This is a genomic window from Paraburkholderia tuberum STM678 (genome assembly GCF_902833905.1).
Classification (GTDB): Bacteria; Pseudomonadota; Gammaproteobacteria; order Burkholderiales; family Burkholderiaceae; genus Paraburkholderia; species Paraburkholderia tuberum.
In genome coordinates this window covers 13475-29433 of the sequence record NZ_CADFGP010000024.1, presented here as the reverse complement: position 1 = coordinate 29433, position 15959 = coordinate 13475, and the positions used below count along the sequence as shown (strand labels likewise).

Below are 15959 nucleotides of genomic sequence, written 5' to 3'. Positions count from 1 at the left end.
CGTGCGATGACATGATGTGAAGGTTTCCTGATAAGGTTACCTTCGTATCTCGCCCGGGTCAAGTTTTGAGGTGGCGGGAGGCCGTACGCCGAAACGTCGCCACGATGGCCTCAGCGCGCCCGCATGCGCCGGTTGAAAAAGCGCCATACCGCTCCGCCGACGAGCATCGCACCGCCGAGCGCGAGGCCCAGCAACACCAGCGAACTCAGATGCTCGCGCACCACCGGCACGTTGCCGAACAGATAGCCGCCCGCGATCAGCGAGACCACCCACAGCGCCGCGCCGGCGGTGACGAACGTGACGAAGCGCGAGAACGTCATGCGCGACACGCCCGCGGCGAACGGTGCGAACGTGCGCACCACGGCGATGTACGGCGACAGCAGGAAGGTCAGGCGGCCGCGCGTCTCGCTGAACACGTGGGCGCGGCGCAGCGCATCGCGATTGAGCCAGTAGTAGTTGCGGGTATAGACCTTGTCGCCGACCGCATGGCCGATCGCGTACCCGACGCTGCTGCCGGCCACCGTCGCGACGAACAGCACGGGCGCGATGATCCACACGTTCAATGCGCCGGTGGCCGCGAGCGCGCCGCAGATGAAGATCAGCGGATCGCCGGGCAGAAAGAACAGCGGCAGAAAACCGTATTCGACGAACACGACGACAAACAGCAGTGCGTAGATTGCCGTGCCGAACTGCACGATCAGCGCGCTCAGGTGCTGGTCGAGGTGCAGCGCGATCTGCAGCACATTCATCAGGTTCATCTTGGCGTGGCCTCGGGTGGCGTTCGGATGTGATGAGTGTAGTCCCGCGAGCGTGCGTGCAGGGCGCTTGCGCGAGTTTATGCCATATGCCGCTTGTCGATGTGGCGGTGCCGATGTCAAACTCGGGCGGTCTTCATCGGACGCAACGCCATGTCGCACGATTCCGCCATCACTTTCCGTTTTGCCTCTTTGCACGAAGCCGAAACGATTCGTGCCATCGAATTCGAAGCGGGCCAGCGTTTCGTCAGCGTCGGCATGACCGGGATTGCCGACGCGCCGCCTATGGCACGCGAGGTCGTCGAGCGCAAGATCGAGGCGCGCGAGATCATCGTCGCGCTCGACCAGCAGACGATCTGCGCGGGCTTCGTGATGTTCGAGCCGCAGCCGACGCGCATCTACGTTCAGGAACTCGATGTGCTGAGCTCGCACGCGGGCAGGCGCATCGGCGCCGCATTGATCGAAGAGGTCGCGCGAATCGCGCGCGCGCGACAATTGACACAGCTGGTGCTGTCGACGTATCGCGACGTGCCGTGGAATGCGCCGTATTACCGGCGGCTCGGGTTTTGCGATCTCGACACGTCGGAACTCGACGCGGCGTTGCTCGCTCGGCGCGACGCGCATATCGCGCGCGGACTCGATGAATCGAAACGGGTGTTTATGCGGCGCGAGCTTGTCTAGCGCACAAAAAGCGGCGGGCGTGACTGGAATTCAGTCACGCCCGCCGCTTTGTCATTTCATACAGCGGACATGAGCCCGCTGTCGCTACCGATTACACCGTTTCGAGCGCCGGATAATCGGTGTAGCCGACTTCGCCGCGCGCATAGTACGTCGCCGGGACCGGCTTGTTCAGCGGCGCATCTTCAGCGAAGCGGCGCACCAGATCCGGATTCGCGATGAACAGCTGACCCCAGGCCACCGCATCCGCTTCACCGGAGTCGAGCACCTGCTGCGCGCTTTCCCTGGTGAACTTCTCGTTCGCGATATACGGGCCGCCGAACGCTTCCTTCAACTGCGGGCCGAGGCGGTCGTGGCCGAGCGCTTCACGTGCCGCGATAAACGCGATCTTGCGCTTGCCGAGTTCGCGCGCGACATAGCCGAACGTTGCGGCCGGATCGGAATCGCCCATCGTGTGCGCGTCGCGGCGCGGCGCGAGATGCACGCCGACGCGGTTTGCGCCCCACACGCTGATGCACGCGTCGGTGACTTCGAGCAGCAGACGCGCGCGGTTTTCGATCGGGCCGCCGTAGGCATCGGTACGCTTGTTGGTGCTGTCCTGCAGGAACTGGTCGAGCAGATAGCCGTTCGCGCCGTGCACTTCAACGCCATCGAAGCCCGCGGCCTTGGCGTTTTCCGCGCCCTTGCGGAACGCTTCGACGACACCGGCGATTTCATCGAGCTCGAGCGCGCGCGGCGTCACGAACGGACGCTCGGGACGCACGAGGCTCACGTGACCACCCGCCGCGATCGCGCTCGGCGCGACCGGCAGCTCGCCGTTCAGGAACAGCGGATCCGAAATACGGCCGACGTGCCAGAGCTGCAGGAAGATCTTGCCGCCCGCCTCGTGCACGGCCTGCGTGACGAGCTTCCAGCCTTCGACCTGCTCCTGCGACCAGATGCCCGGCGTTTCGGCGTAGCCGACGCCTTGCGGCGTGATCGATGTCGCTTCGCTGAGGATCAGACCGGCGCTCGCGCGCTCGGCGTAGTAGCGTGCCATCAACGCGTTCGGCACGCGGATTTCCTCGGCGCGCTGACGCGTGAGCGGCGCCATGATGATGCGGTTCGGCAGCGTGATATCGCCAATTTGCAGCGGATCGAAAAGAGTCGGCATAAGAGTTCACCTTTGGCGGCGGGCAAGGCCCGAGCCTCAAAAAACTGCGTGAAAAAGGAAGCGCGGCGATGCGAATGCGGCGCTCAGAGCTTCGCGTTCATGTATTCGAGGAACGCCTGAATGACGGGCTCGTTGCGTTTGAAAAACACCCATTGACCAACCCGTTTCGACGTGACGAGCCCCGCGCGCTGCAACGCGGCCAGGTGCGCCGACACGGTGGACTGCGACAGGCCACAGCGCGAGTCGATCTTGCCCGCGCACACGCCGTGGTCGAGCGGCAACTCCTGATCGGCAAAATGGGCGTGCGGCTCGCGCAGCCAGCCGAGAATCTCCCGGCGGACCGGGTTGGCCAGCGCTTTGTGGATCGCGTCGAAATCGGGCGTCATGTGGATGGTTTTCAGGTGATTCGGCAACCGGCACGCCGCATGGCGTGCGCGACATGCATCGCTACAGAACGAATCATATATCGGAACTTAACGATATTGGTGAAAACACTACTGCGGATGGGGCGATAGGCATCGAATGCAGCAGGCAATGCTGGCGCTGCATCGCATGCGCGAGCAACTTGTGAAGTTCCGGACCATGCAAATCAACGGCTTGCGCGGACGGCTAACCGAGTACGGGGAAGTTACGGCTAAAGGACGGGCGTCGGTGCCGAAGCAGACCGGTTCGGGTGGCAAGGTAAGCCTTCACGGCATAAGTAAGCGCGGCGCTTGACGTGACTCCCCACTTGCGCATCTGGATTGCTGTTCGTACGTCAACTCTTTCGTCGACTCTGCGTCCGGAACTCAGTAGGCGACATCGAGAGCTCTTTACGGAAAAGCTTCGACAGTCTCTCTCCGTTGCTAAGACCGGTTCTACGAGCGATCTTGTCCACCGGAAGATCGCTGTTGGCGAGCAGCTTGCACGTAAGATCGAGCCGCGCACCAAGAAGGTACTTTGAAGGCGTAACACCGAGCTCCCGTTTGAACAGACGCAGGAAATTGCGCTCACTCATCGAAGACGTGCGCGCCGCATCGCCCACCGATATGGGCTTCGCGCAGTTCTGGACGATCCAACGCGCCGACGCACGTGCTTTCTCGGCGAGCGTCTTTGCATCCATCTCTTCGAACGCGGGGGCCAATGTACGCCCGCCATCCGAGCCGAGACGGTCCGCCACGCGCGCGGCCAACTCCGCTCCCAGATCCATCTTGAGCAGTGCGAGCGAGGTCACCAAAGCCTGATCGCGATCATGCTCCGCAGCGCTCGCGGATAACGATCGGAGACGGATATCATGCTTCATCGAAGGCCAATCGCGCCGCGCCACGCCGGCAGCCGACAAAACCATGTGCCCATTCCCGATCGCGGTGACACGGACGCCTCTTGCACAAACCAGTCGCAACAGATCAATGAGGTTGTCGTCGACGGAGGCGTGCGCGACACCACTTCCGCTGGGAACGAAGAGGTTGTCGAGACGATCGAAATCGCGCGTGGAAAAATGCTCTGTCCAAACCATCATCGATGACGAGCATGCAACCGCTCCACCGCCAGCCGAAATGAGGTTCACGCGATATGTCACGGAATGATTCGAACTTTGCGATTGTAATTCATTAGCGACATGCAGAGCTTCGGCGAGCGTGCCGGCGTCCAGCAACGAAAATCCGTCATACAAAATAATCGCCACGTGCTTCACGATTGTCGAACACTGAACAGACCGAATGTCCTGTCTCGGACAATCAGGCGGTGCTAGCGCGTCAGATAAGATTGGCGTCATGCGGCCTCCAGTTCGGCAGGTTTCTATTCGTCACACGGAAAGAAGACAGGATTTCCATGTGTCGTCGGACTTCGATTCTCGCGTTTTCAGATTTATTCTCGCCGTTTTAATCGACAAGGTTTCAGGCGAGAAAAATACGTTGCCGAAGGGCGGTGGTGCAAGCCCGGCATCCAGGTCGCGGCGCGCGATAAAAACGACTGTCAGCGGAAAATGCAGCGGCCTTGCCTCAGTGTCGAGATGCAAGGTGTCCGCCTCAAAATAGCGGAGGCGTCACTGCAATATGGGCAGCAACCCGGTAATCAGAAAGAAAATAGTAATAACAAGCAATGAGAATCAGCGAGGTTCCCATATATCGGTATTCCTGGTTCAAGCGTATTCTTCATATAGTAAACTTTGAAGGTAAACTGGCGAGATAATAAGCAGTCGTGCCACGTAAATATCGTTACACGCCATAACTTACCGCGTGAAAAAAAATCCCACCAATTACTTTCAACCTTTATCGGCCGGACAGAACTAAGTTTTGACTTAATGAAACTACGGCGCGTTCAACTGGCCGCATACCCTGGTGAATTAGTAGGGAAGGTCTGCAAAAGTCCTGGCGTTGACGTCAGGGTGGACGAAACGCGCTGCAAGGCGAAGCCGCTTCAGATCTAGTCCCGGCTCATACATCTGATTGAATCATCCATGCCCATTGCTTCACCGAGTCTCGTGACCGCAACCATACAAATCCGGTCTCCGGCCTCTTCAAGCGTGATGGTCTGTTCTTTGTAGGCCAGTGCGATCGCCTCCACTGCACGCATAAAGAACTCCGACTCCTCATCCGTCCAGTCTACGGGAAGGTCAGCACTAAGCCCTTCTGAATTCATCCCTGCCTCCTTAGGATACCTTGTGAGGTCCACGAAGCAAGCTGGATCTCGCTCATTTGCGCTAGCACCGGATCCGAAGACTGTTAAGTGGGCCTACGTCGTCGCGCGGTCTCCGAGGTCTCGTTTGCCGAGGACTGAGCTGCGAAGCCGTGCCTCAAACTGGAGGAGAATCGTTTCTTTCGAGAAATTGGATGCGGCGTATTGCCGTCCGAGGGTGCCAAGGCGCTCACGAAGCGACGGGTCGTCGGCGAGACGAAGGATGGCGTGTGACAATGCCGTGAAAGAGCCGGGCTCGACTGCGACGCCGACCGAGTTGATGACGCTCCATAACTCGGTACCTTCATTCGCAGTCGCAATTACCGGTCGGCTGCTCGACAGCATTGGGCCAAGCTTCGAAGGCATGACGAGATCCGCGGCGCCCGCAAGCTGCGGAAGGACGTGTATGTCCGCAGCCGATAGCAATTCATTGAACCGCTCTTTAGGTTGCAGCCCGAGAAACTTGACGTTCGGTACGTCACGGGCCTTTTCGAGCAGGACATCTTTTGCTGGTCCAGCGCCACAGATCAGGAACATGATGTCCGCGCGCCACGTGAGAAGCTTTGCAGCGTCGACAATGATTTCCAGACCTTGCTTAAGTCCGAGATTGCCTGAGTAGAGGACGACCAGCGCTCCGTGGCCGATGGTGAGTTGCGCGCGATAGGGGTTGTCCGTGCTGTTTGGATGCGCGTGTTGAGTATCGACCCAGTTGGGAAAGGTGAAAGCTTTTTCCGAGGAGACCCCCTTCTGCACGGCGAGCCGTGTCATCGCAGCGGAGGGTGTCGAGACGACGTCGGCGCGTGACATCAACCATCTTTCCACGCGCAAAGCCAGCTTTCTTGCGACATGGCCTTTCAGTATGCCCAGTCGAAACGCTGCGTCGACTTCGTAGTCCTGTACATGAAGCCAACATGAGGCGCTGGCGACGCGGGCGGCGAACAACGCGACGGGAGACGCGAACAAAGGTGGCTCTACGAGCCACACGGCGTGCGGACGCCACGCGATCTGCCACAGAGCGGCCGGACTCGCGAAGACCGCGAAGCTCATCAGATGTAGCACGCGTTTCAGACCCGACGGGCGCTTGGGGCACCAGAAGGGAACGCGTATGACGGAAACGTTGTTGATTTGCTCAGTCGAGTACGTCAACGCGTTATAGCCAGCCTTGATGCGCCACTCAGGATAGTATGGAGACGCGGTTATCACGCGTATCGTGTGCCCCTGTAATGCGAGCCACTCCGCAAGCTCCGCGGAGTACTTTCCCACCCCTGTCACCTCTGGGGCATAGTTGAGCGAGATTATCAGCACTTTCATTGAGTAATCCACATCCTGGGAAAAAGAAGATCAAGTCTGCGTTGGGCACGGGAATGTACGACCCATGCGTTCGGACTCTGATCGAGGCTATCGTTCCGTGGCTTGCTCGCAGTCGCATTCGTATTCGCGTTGTGTCAAAGCTGCGCGTTCGCCTTTTGATTCGAAGATCGCAGATATCAAATTGCCCGGTCGGACAAATGCTTGTCGTGCCTCGCCTAGATGGGCTTCGCCAGCCAGGACATATGATCGCAAGTCGTGTGGGCGCAGGAGGCCTGATGCCGGTCTCTTGCCACTCGCGGTGGGCGAAAGCCGACAACTTCTTGCCAATTTCCGTCTTGGCCGGGGGCATCAGGGCGCAGCGCTTATATTCCTTTCACGTCGACCAGATTCAAGTTCGCTACATGCAATCGCGTGAACACGCTGTGCTAACCCATAGTGCTCGGTATACAGCGGCTTTGACGGAGAGCTCGTACAACCATGCCATAGATACTGACACGGTTAATCTGGCGGACTACGCACAGACCTTACTAAGGAACTGACGTCTTATTGCCGCGGGTAACGCTGATCGTGGGTAGAACATTCTCGTCATTCAATTCAAGGCGCGGGCTTGACCAGCATTCAGCGGGAGCTAATCGTGCAAAGCGTTCAGTTGACCGGGACTCCCATCGTACTTTCGAGATTCATATTCGGCACCGCCAGTCTTTTCAACTGTGGCTCCGAAAAAGCAAGACGACGACTATTATTCTCAGCGGTGGACGCCGGGTTCACCCATTTCGACACGGCCCCCTACTATGGCTTTGGCTTGGCCGAGCGCGATCTTGGCCACGTTCTCAAAGCACGACCGGAGGTCACTGTCACCACCAAAGTCGGTATCTATTCGCCCGGCGGCGAGGAGCAAAGCGGAGCCGCTGTTTTTGTTCGCAAGGCGACAGGGCGCTTCATAAAGACCATCTCGGGTCCAACGGTGGATTTCTCAGTCGCCCGAGCGAAGAGAACACTCGAGGGCAGTTTGCGTCGTCTGAAGCGTGACTCTATCGACATCTACGCGCTGCACGAGCCTGAACTTTCCCTGCTCAATACTGATGAATGGTTGAAATGGCTCGAGAGTCTCCTACGCGACGGAACGGTCCGTACTTTCGGCCTCGCGCTAACTACGGATAAGGTCGAACCGTTCCTCGCTGCCGGCTCCGAACTGACCCGCTTCATTCAGGTCCACGACAGTCTCACCGGTCGCGAGGCCGACGTACTGACCTGCTACCGCAAGCCCTTCCAGATCACTTATGGTTATGTCTCCGCGTCCCGCAAGGAGGGGTCGCCGCTGTCAGTGACAGAGGTTCTGCGTCGGGCACTACTTCGCAATACCAATGGCGCAATCATCGTGAGCACGAAGCAGTTGGCCAGGCTGCAGCAATATGCCCGGCTCGTGGAGGAAACGGCCGATGCTCAATGACCTGGGCGGGCAGGGCGCGATTTCGCGGGCAGCCGATTTCATAGTCATCGGCGCGGGAACCGTCGGCCTACCGATCAGCGTACTACTGGCGCGGAAGACAGGCGCAACCGTCATCTGCCTGGAAACCGGCGGATTGCGCCAGGAAGAGGACACGCATCCGCTCAATGAAGTCGTCCAGCAGGGGATGTTCTACAAGGGTGCCTCGCACGGACGTTTCCGATGCCTGGGCGGTACCTCGATGCGATGGGGCGGTGCCCTCATTCCCTTCCAAAACTCTGATCTCTGCAATGCCCACTGGCCGATCTCACTCGATGAACTAACCCCTTTCATCGATGACGTCGAGCGGCTATTCTCCCTGGAACCGGGCCCGTATTCCGACGTCTCCTTTCCGTTCGAGCTCGGTGGGACCCATGTCAATCGTCTCGCCAAGTGGCCAGAATTCCGGAAGCGCAATGTAGCGGCGTTGTTGGACGCTGACGTCGCTGCGGCAGCCAACCTTCAGGTCTGGTTGAATGCTCACGTTGTCAAAATCAAAACTCAGACTGAAGGCGTCCGACTGGAAGCGGTATCGCCAAATGGTGACAGGCTAGCTATTTCGGGGAGGAAGCTCATCGTCGCCGCTGGCGCGATCGAAACAACCCGTCTGGCATTGCTAATCGACCGTCAGAACAATGGAGCCGTCTCCGCCCTTACGTCTGCGCTCGGTCATAACTTCACGGATCATATTTCCGCAGAAGTAGCGGAAATCGTCGCCTCCGAAACCGCTTTGCTAAATAAGATCGTCGGCTTTCGATTCGGCGCCGCCGGTTCAATGCGCAATATTCGTTTCGAGCTAGCGCCACAAGCGGAGGCGCGGCGGCATCTGCCGCCAGGTTTCTGCCACATCGGGTTCGAGGTTGAGAAACCCGGTGGCTTTGATGTGCTACGGGAGATATTCCGGAATGTACAGCGTCGTAAGTCACCGCCGCCACGAGTAATCTTCGATTTGATTGCGAATACCCCCTGGCTTGCGCGCGCCATGTGGTGGAGGCTCGTGAACAAACGTCTACTGTTTCCCGCCCACTCGCGCCTGATTGTCCATGCGGTGGTTGAGCAGCTTCCATCTCCCAACAATCGTATCACTCTCAGCGATACGTGCTGCGACCGCTTTGGCTTGCCACTCGCTGAGATCAACTGGAGGTTGTCCAAGGAAGACAAGGAAAACGTAATCGAGACATCAGAACTATTTAGAAGAACCTGGAGAACGAGCAAATTCGCCTCGCTTGGCGTATGGAAATCGATCGAGCCACAGCAAATCTGGGCCAACATCGATAACGCAGAAGGCATCTTCCATCCGACAGGTTCGACTCGCATGGGTGCTTGCCCCGCCGATGGCGTGGTGGACAAAAACCTCAACCTCTTCGGTGTCGCGAATGTCCAACTGCTTGCCACGTCAGTCTTGCCGACGGGAGGTGGGGCGAATCCGACTATGATGCTCCTGCTGCTGGGGATGCGATGTGTCAATCAGCACGCTGCCGGCAGCACCCCGCCAAAAGCTTGATGCTTTCCGCCAACCGCGGGTATTGAGCCGTGTGGACGCTACGATGGTCCGTTGAGAGAGGAGTCTATGCCTAAAGATGCAATCAACCGGCAAGGCGTTCGTCCGAGCATAATCCTGAAAGGCGTGAATTCGAGACAGGGACCTTCATTTTCGTTGTCGAACAGATTTCTGAGGGTTCTTTGGGGCGTCATCTATATCGTTTTCTTCGTGCCGACGCCGCGTGTCTTTCATGCGTGGCGTCGCTGGGTTCTGCGACTATTCGGGGCCACTATAGGCGCAGGTGTTCACGTCTATCCGCGTGTGCGCATCTGGGCGCCATGGAATCTTTCGATCGGCGACTTTACAGGCGTTGCCAATGGAGTGAACTTGTATTCCATCGAACGCATCACCTTAGGTGAGCGTTGCACGATATCGCAGGGCGCGCAGCTCTGTACAGGAAGTCACGACTACAACCATCCGACGTTTCAGCTAACTGCAAAGCCGATTATTGTGGGATCGGACGCGTGGGTGTGCTCTGAAGTCTTCGTTTGCCCTGGCATTCATATCGCGCCGGGAGCGGTTGTAGGCGCGCGATCAGTGGTAACGCGGAGTCTGCTGGATGAGTGGACTGTGTATGCCGGCATGCCAGCAAGGAAGATTTCTCTTAGAGTCAAGCACGGAGAGCCCAATGAGCAAAGTGTCTGTACTAGTGCTGACGAAGAATGAAGAACAGGATTTGCCCGGTTGTCTTGAGACCGTCATCGGGTGGTCCGACGACATCCACGTATTTGATTCGCTCAGCACAGACGGGACCGTCGCGTACGCTCGCTCGGTATGCGCGAACGTGATCTCCAGACCATTCGACGACTGGTCCACTCACCAGAACTGGGGATTGAAAAACATCCCATTCAAGCACGAATGGGTGCTGTATCTGGATGCCGACGAGCGCGTTCCCCCATTGCTCGTGCCGGAGATTGAAAAGGCGGTCTCGAACGCCGGCGATGCGGTGGCGTTTCAGATTAGACGCCGCGACTTCTTCAATGACAGGTGGCTCAGGCACGTGCAGGCTTCACCGTACTTCGTTCGGCTTTTCAGGCCCCAGCATATCCACTATGAACGGCTCGTCAATCCCGTCACCGTGGTGGATGGCAAGACTGGCCGGCTCGACGGCTATCTCGATCACTTCCCTTTCAGCAAGGGGCTATCGCACTGGCTTTCACGGCATAACGCCTACAGTTCGCTGGAAGCAGATCAGTTCCTTCGCAATAAGGCGAACGGCAACAAGTTCAGCCTTTCCAAGGCGCTGTTTGCGGCCGATTTCCAGACTCGCCGCTATCATCAAAAGCGCCTGTTCTACCAACTTCCATGCCGCCCGGTGATCAAGTTCGTTTTACTTTACTTGGTTCGTCGAGGCTTCCTCGACGGACACCCGGGCTTGGTGTATGCGACGCTGCAGTCGGTCTATGAGTACTTCATCGTTCTGAAAGTCAGGGAGAAGATGAGGGCGGCGAGAACGCAAGTCGATCGCCCTACGTTAAGCGAAGAATTGAAGAGTTGAACCGCGCATGCGCGTTATGATGAATGTCAGTGTCAGCCGGAGATCCCGCGTTGAGAACCCTTCACATTATCTCGTCAATCGAGCGAAGGTATGGTGGTCCTGCTGAGGCGCTCAAACGGCTCGCGACGGAGCTCCGGCTTTCCGGACACACTATCGACATTGTCTGTCTTGACTCATCTATTGATGCTGACAAATCGGACGACAATGCTTTCGATCTGGTTGTGAGGCTAGGCCACCACGCTGGAAAATACGCGCTCAACTTCAGGCTTGTTGGGTGGCTGACACAGCATGCAAACCGGTACGATGCAATTATCGTAGACGGCATATGGCAGTTCCACAGCGCGGCGGCCGTTCTCTCGCTTCTTCCGCAAAAGATCCCATATTTCGTGATGCCGCACGGCATGCTCGATCCGTGGTTCAACATCGGCCGCCCGTTGAAACATGCCAAGAAGCTAGTCTATTGGATATTTGTGGAGCGTCATGTCATCAGCAATGCGAAGGGGGTTCTCTTCACCACCGACAGTGAGCGCGAACTGGCGCGCTTGGCGTTTCCGCTGTACAGGGCGAAAGAGCTGATGATGATGATTGGCACGGCACCGCCACCTTCGACGGAAACGTTGGACGTTGCGCAGCGGCATTCGCTAGCGACGCCGGGCAAGATTATCCTTTTTCTCGGGCGAATTCACGAGAAGAAGGGCTGCGACTTGCTAATCCAGTCGTTTCACGATCTCCAGAACTTGAGCACCGACTATCGCCTCGTCGTCGCAGGCCCCGATGATCATGGACTCGGGGTGAGATTGCGTCGCGAGGCCGTGCGGCTCGGCATCGCGGATCGTGTTAGCTGGCCTGGCATGGTAACGGGGGCGCACAAGTGGTCCCTGCTGCGCGCTGCCGACGTCATGGTTTTGCCCTCGCATCAGGAAAACTTCGGCGTGGTGGTGGCCGAAGCACTAGCGTGCGGCGTGCCGGTGCTCTTGACCGACAAGGTCGGAATCTGGCAAGAGGTCGTTGCCGATGGAGCCGGGTTCGTGGACGACGACACGCGAGAGGGTATCACCCGCCTTCTGACGCAATGGGCAATGCTGTCGGACGACGAGAAGGTTGCGATGCAATGTTCGGCAAAGCAGTGTTTCAACAATCGGTTTCATATCTCCAGAGTCGCGCAGAACTATATCGCGTTGATGAGCAAGCAGGTCGCGTAAGCATTTCTGCTTTAGCATACGCGTGCAGGATGGCTGTCGCAGGAAGTTGAGTTCGTCAGCGCGATTTTACGCTCAACCGTTGCTGCCCTTTCCGGGACATCTCATTCGCGGAAGAGCAGCGTCAGAGGATCACACGCTCCAATGCCGCTTGCAGATAATTTTTTCGTGCGCGCACCGGTCTCCATCCTGCGGCTCTGTTTTCGTCGCTTGCCGTTTGGTATCGGAGCCTCGGAAGGGCGCGACAGGGATCGCTATGTGCGCGCCGCGCGTTCCGCTGCATGCAATGCGGTGAGTGCCGCGATGGGCTTTGCGGTAGTGCTGCTCTCGGTCTCTTTGACGCTTCCGTATCTCGGGCAAGAGCGCTTTGGCATCTGGATGACAATATCAAGCCTCGCAGTGATGTTGTCGGTGCTTGACCTTGGCGTGGCGAATGGCCTCGTCAACCTGGTTGCGGACGCGAAAACGAGCGGCGATCAAGAGAAACTGCAGACGATTGCGACTCGCGGCGTACTGCTGCTCGTGGTGATCGGCGCAGCCGCTGGGGCTGTGCTCGTTGGTGCCGTGAGGTTGCTGGACTTCCAAAGGCTGCTCAAGATCGAATCGGCAGACGTCACAAGAGAAGCGGTGGAGTCAACCGTGGTTTTCATCACGCTGTTTTGCGTGAACATCCCACTAAGCGGCGTGAGAAAGGTTTTTTATGGTCTTCAGCGAGCATGGGAGCCACATATCGCTGCTGCGATCGGATACTTTTTCTCGCTACCGCTTCTTTATCTCTGCAACCGCTATCGCGCACCGTTGCCGTATCTCGTGCTTTCTACCTATGGCATGCAGGTCGGCACGACGTTGATTCTCGTTTGGCGTCTTCGCCGGGAGCGGATTTTTCGCGTTCATCGTGGCATATGGCTGGGAACGGGGTGGCAAGACTCGAGGCTGCTACTGCGGACGAGCGGCATGTTCCTGATTCTTCAACTTGGCATGATATGCGGCAGCGCATGCGATCCCCTGATCGTTTCAAACATTCTCGGCGCGAAGGAAGTGGCGAGACTGGCCGTTGCGCAGCGGTTGTTCCAGGCGATCACCGTCGGGATGGCCATGCTGTCGGGGCCGCTCTGGGGTCTCTATGCCGACGCACACTCGCGCGGTGAGAAGATGTTCATCAGGCACACGCTGAAGGTCTCCATGGGCGTCACGGGCGGCATCGCGGTGCTGACAAGCGCGCTGATTCTGGCAGCTTCCCCCTGGCTTCTGAAGGTTTGGACGGGCAATCACCTGACTGTACCTTTCCCATTGCTGTGCGCGGCGGGGATGCTGGCGGTGGTCGAAGCAATGGGAAACGCTTTCACCATCTTTCTGAATGGAATGAGCGAATTACGCCCCCAGTTGCTTGCCGTGCTGATCTTTAGCGCGGTATCCATTCCGCTCAAGGTATGTCTGCTCTTGAAGTTCGGCACAGTGGAATGGGTGGTCTGGTCGTCCATCATTGCGAGCATCATCGCCGACTATGGCGTCTATATCGGCCTCTGCAGGAAGCAGATTCTTGCGCACGCGTCGCTCGGTCCGCTTTCGTGACTCTCACACCCACCTTCTGAACGTATGGCCGACTTCCAGGAAAAGTTGCGGTTGGCGGGAGACGCGCTCAAAAACAGACGTGGAGCCTTGAGGAGAATCGTGGCCGCCTGCTTCGGCCTGTCTGGCGCATCTGCACAAGCGGCGCAGCGGCAGGCATCGGGACTGCAGCCGTCGCACACGCAGAGTGGTTCGACCTCGATGCAGCCCGTGAGCGACTTGTCGCCCGACGACAGGGTGATAGTCAGCAGGTCTTCGCTCGCATACACCGAAATCCGACACCTCGCTGAATTTGTGCTTGCGCAAGGTCCGATTCAGGGCTACGCCAGCTTGCGTGACTACGGCGGACCGCTTACGAGACTGCTCGTTTTTCAGCACGCTGCGGGCGAACGCGATTTGGATGCTGCATATTATTGGCTCGATCCTACCGACGTCTTGAGCCGGGACAATGGTGGCACAGTGCTGGTTTCGAAGAGCGGAAAGCGTTGGAAGCGCGTATTCGAGGGCGACATCCATGCCCGATGGTTCGGTGCACGCGGTGACGGCACGACGGATGACGGTGACGCGATCAATCGCGCCGTCGCATTCGCAGGATCGCTCTATGCATCGACGGGCCGGACTCAGTGCGTTGTGCTTGATAACGGCACGTTCTACCTTGCAGCCGCGCGCGGAACGCTGGCCATCCCTTGTCACGACGATGGCACGGTTAAGCAGGGAAAAGGCAGCAGACTCCCGTCTGAGCCTGCCATGCGACAGCCCTATTGCGTAGGCGTATGGCCGGGGGTCAAACTATATGGACATAACGCCGTGGTGAAGGGCAACTATCGCTACGGCATGGCGGACGCGTCGCAGCCAGTCACTTTCGGCTTGCTCGATCAATTCGACACGGCGATGGATGCAGGGCTCGAGAATCTGACATGCGTGGATTGCTTCATGGCTTTTGGCGCCCTGTCCGCGACGCTCGCAGGCTGCATCTTTGACAGACTTCACTTTATCGGCTGCGGGGTGGGTATCTATGCGGCTGTGCTGGAACAGTGCACGTTCAGCAATATCGAGGCGCTGCGCACGGGCGTCCCTGTTCTTGTCGGAGGGCAATGGGTCGATCGCAACGACGACTACAACGAACGAGGCGGCTTCGCGGACAAGTGCACCATCATCAACGTACGTAACATCTATGACCGCGTCTATGGCGACGATGAGCGCAAGATCGATCAATGGTTCGATGCCACGTTCTTCAAGTCAATCAACAGCGAGCGCAGACTCAGCGCGCCGACTAATGCCGCCTCACCGGCCAGGGCGTATCCCTATCGGGGCATTTGCGGATTCTGCATACGCGTCATGGCGCGCTATGCGCGCCCTTCGAATAGCAATGTCTTCATGCAAATAACGCACGCTTACTCGCCGCGTCCAGCGGTGCTGGTTGATGCATGCCAATCGGCTGTCTTCAACGGCGTTTATATGGAACGCGTCGGCTATCGCGACCATCGCAAGCGAACCGGTGCCGTTGGCGCCGGATGGGACGATCCCTATCTTGGTCATGGCGTCCTCGTCCCGGCGTTCATAGGAGAACTCGACGTCTCGTCCTGCGTTTCCGGTGTCAACATCCAGCAGTCTTTCGGCGTTTCGGTCGTTCGATCTGACGGCCCTGTCGGATCCGTCCAGTCATCGGACTGTGTTTTCAAAGAACCGCAGCCTCGCTACACCCTGCCTGCCACCACTTTCACCGACGATGTGACGATACGCAGTGGAGCGCTTCGCGCATTGGAGGATGCCAGGCATCGGATCGGTGGATTGGGCCTCTACACCGTGCATTTCGATGGCGGCAGTTTCGACACTGAGATTTCCTGCCCGAAGGACGAAGAAGGGCATGCAGTCATGGTGCTGGTGTCACGCGATGCGAACCGCGTAGAGAGCGCGTCGTCCGGTCTCTATCTGCTGCAGCTTTCGCGTAATAGTACGAGCGCTCCGGTTGGAACGCTCGTGTCGGGAAGCGATGTCCTGCGTTTTGCTGTAAGTCCGCGGAACATGCTGGAACTACGAGCTACTGTCCATGGCGCACACCACGTCGTGATGATCGGCAACCGGCCGTTCGAGACTTAGGACCGACCCCGC

At 58.2% G+C, this 15959-nt stretch carries 15 protein-coding genes and 1 pseudogene; 9 read left to right on the top strand and 7 right to left on the bottom strand.

The features are described 5' to 3' along the window. Window positions 1–110: 110 nt before the first annotated feature. Window positions 111–758: a VTT domain-containing protein gene (locus HWY30_RS21325; RefSeq protein ID WP_090806311.1), complete on the bottom strand. Its 648-nt coding sequence runs from the start codon at window positions 756–758 to the stop codon at window positions 111–113. A 150-nt stretch (window positions 759–908) separates the two neighbouring features. Here HWY30_RS21325 and HWY30_RS21320 point away from each other — a divergent pair, with 150 nt between their 5' ends. Beyond that, on the top strand, window positions 909–1436 hold the full coding sequence (locus HWY30_RS21320) for a GNAT family N-acetyltransferase (RefSeq protein ID WP_090806309.1): 528 nt from the start codon (window positions 909–911) through the stop codon (window positions 1434–1436). Between the two features lie 91 nt (window positions 1437–1527). Here the strand turns inward: HWY30_RS21320 and HWY30_RS21315 are convergent, their stop codons facing one another. Both HWY30_RS21315 and HWY30_RS21310 read right to left on the bottom strand, forming a co-directional pair. Next, window positions 1528–2586: an alkene reductase gene (locus HWY30_RS21315; protein WP_090806307.1), complete on the bottom strand. Its 1059-nt coding sequence runs from the start codon at window positions 2584–2586 to the stop codon at window positions 1528–1530. Between the two features lie 83 nt (window positions 2587–2669). After that, window positions 2670–2972, bottom strand: coding sequence for an ArsR/SmtB family transcription factor (locus tag HWY30_RS21310; protein WP_090806305.1), 303 nt, complete (start codon window positions 2970–2972; stop codon window positions 2670–2672). A 139-nt stretch (window positions 2973–3111) separates the two neighbouring features. Between HWY30_RS21310 and HWY30_RS21305 the strand changes: the two are divergent. Continuing rightward, a pseudogene (locus HWY30_RS21305) lies at window positions 3112–3249 on the top strand (IS110 family transposase); the annotation flags it as partial. 94 nt (window positions 3250–3343) lie between these two features. On the opposite strand, the gene HWY30_RS21300 reads toward HWY30_RS21305, so the two are convergent. The 4 genes from HWY30_RS21300 to HWY30_RS21285 all read right to left on the bottom strand — a co-directional run bounded on the left by HWY30_RS21300 (window position 3344) and on the right by HWY30_RS21285 (window position 6552). Further along, complete coding sequence (locus HWY30_RS21300; protein WP_244144955.1) at window positions 3344–4249, bottom strand: GlxA family transcriptional regulator; 906 nt, start codon at window positions 4247–4249, stop codon at window positions 3344–3346. 120 nt (window positions 4250–4369) lie between these two features. Continuing rightward, window positions 4370–4582, bottom strand: a complete 213-nt coding sequence (locus HWY30_RS21295) for a hypothetical protein (protein ID WP_143037197.1) — start codon at window positions 4580–4582, stop codon at window positions 4370–4372. Between the two features lie 407 nt (window positions 4583–4989). Continuing rightward, window positions 4990–5205, bottom strand: a complete 216-nt coding sequence (locus HWY30_RS21290) for a hypothetical protein (protein ID WP_090806299.1) — start codon at window positions 5203–5205, stop codon at window positions 4990–4992. Window positions 5206–5298: 93 nt separating this feature from the next. After that, a complete protein-coding gene (locus HWY30_RS21285) occupies window positions 5299–6552 on the bottom strand; it encodes a glycosyltransferase WbuB (protein ID WP_090806297.1) in 1254 nt (417 codons plus the stop codon). Between the two features lie 607 nt (window positions 6553–7159). Here HWY30_RS21285 and HWY30_RS21280 point away from each other — a divergent pair. From HWY30_RS21280 to HWY30_RS21250, 7 genes are all read left to right on the top strand, one after another. Next, window positions 7160–8002 (top strand): aldo/keto reductase, encoded by an 843-nt coding sequence (locus tag HWY30_RS21280; protein ID WP_167368689.1) that lies wholly within the window; start codon window positions 7160–7162, stop codon window positions 8000–8002. Continuing rightward, window positions 7992–9542 (top strand): GMC oxidoreductase, encoded by a 1551-nt coding sequence (locus HWY30_RS21275; RefSeq protein ID WP_167368688.1) that lies wholly within the window; start codon window positions 7992–7994, stop codon window positions 9540–9542. The genes HWY30_RS21280 and HWY30_RS21275 overlap by 11 nt, the downstream gene beginning before the upstream one ends. 66 nt (window positions 9543–9608) lie before the next feature. Further along, a complete protein-coding gene (locus HWY30_RS21270; protein ID WP_244144954.1) occupies window positions 9609–10247 on the top strand; it encodes an LbetaH domain-containing protein in 639 nt (212 codons plus the stop codon). Next, window positions 10210–11079, top strand: a complete 870-nt coding sequence (locus HWY30_RS21265) for a glycosyltransferase family 2 protein (RefSeq protein WP_090806289.1) — start codon at window positions 10210–10212, stop codon at window positions 11077–11079. Before HWY30_RS21270 ends, HWY30_RS21265 begins: the two co-directional genes overlap by 38 nt. Before the next feature lie 50 nt (window positions 11080–11129). Then, on the top strand, window positions 11130–12281 hold the full coding sequence (locus HWY30_RS21260; protein ID WP_208524319.1) for a glycosyltransferase: 1152 nt from the start codon (window positions 11130–11132) through the stop codon (window positions 12279–12281). A 141-nt stretch (window positions 12282–12422) separates the two neighbouring features. Further along, entirely contained in the window at window positions 12423–13850 is a 1428-nt protein-coding gene (locus tag HWY30_RS21255) for a lipopolysaccharide biosynthesis protein (RefSeq protein ID WP_090806284.1), read from the top strand. 24 nt (window positions 13851–13874) lie between these two features. Continuing rightward, entirely contained in the window at window positions 13875–15947 is a 2073-nt protein-coding gene (locus HWY30_RS21250) for a pectate lyase family protein (protein ID WP_090806282.1), read from the top strand. The last annotated feature ends 12 nt before the right edge of the window (window positions 15948–15959 follow it).

Bases quoted from the DNA above. Each gene is read 5' to 3' on its own strand.
- HWY30_RS21315 (WP_090806307.1), bottom strand. From the start codon at position 2,586: ATGCCGACTCTTTTCGATCCGCTGCAAATTGGCGATATCACGCTGCCG.
- HWY30_RS21265 (WP_090806289.1), top strand. From the start codon at position 10,210: ATGAGCAAAGTGTCTGTACTAGTGCTGACGAAGAATGAAGAACAGGAT.
- HWY30_RS21290 (WP_090806299.1), bottom strand. From the start codon at position 5,205: ATGAATTCAGAAGGGCTTAGTGCTGACCTTCCCGTAGACTGGACGGAT.
- HWY30_RS21320 (WP_090806309.1), top strand. From the start codon at position 909: ATGTCGCACGATTCCGCCATCACTTTCCGTTTTGCCTCTTTGCACGAA.
- HWY30_RS21270 (WP_244144954.1), top strand. From the start codon at position 9,609: ATGCCTAAAGATGCAATCAACCGGCAAGGCGTTCGTCCGAGCATAATC.
- HWY30_RS21255 (WP_090806284.1), top strand. From the start codon at position 12,423: ATGCCGCTTGCAGATAATTTTTTCGTGCGCGCACCGGTCTCCATCCTG.
- HWY30_RS21285 (WP_090806297.1), bottom strand. From the start codon at position 6,552: ATGAAAGTGCTGATAATCTCGCTCAACTATGCCCCAGAGGTGACAGGG.
- HWY30_RS21325 (WP_090806311.1), bottom strand. From the start codon at position 758: ATGAACCTGATGAATGTGCTGCAGATCGCGCTGCACCTCGACCAGCAC.
- HWY30_RS21275 (WP_167368688.1), top strand. From the start codon at position 7,992: ATGCTCAATGACCTGGGCGGGCAGGGCGCGATTTCGCGGGCAGCCGAT.
- HWY30_RS21310 (WP_090806305.1), bottom strand. From the start codon at position 2,972: ATGACGCCCGATTTCGACGCGATCCACAAAGCGCTGGCCAACCCGGTC.
- HWY30_RS21250 (WP_090806282.1), top strand. From the start codon at position 13,875: ATGGCCGACTTCCAGGAAAAGTTGCGGTTGGCGGGAGACGCGCTCAAA.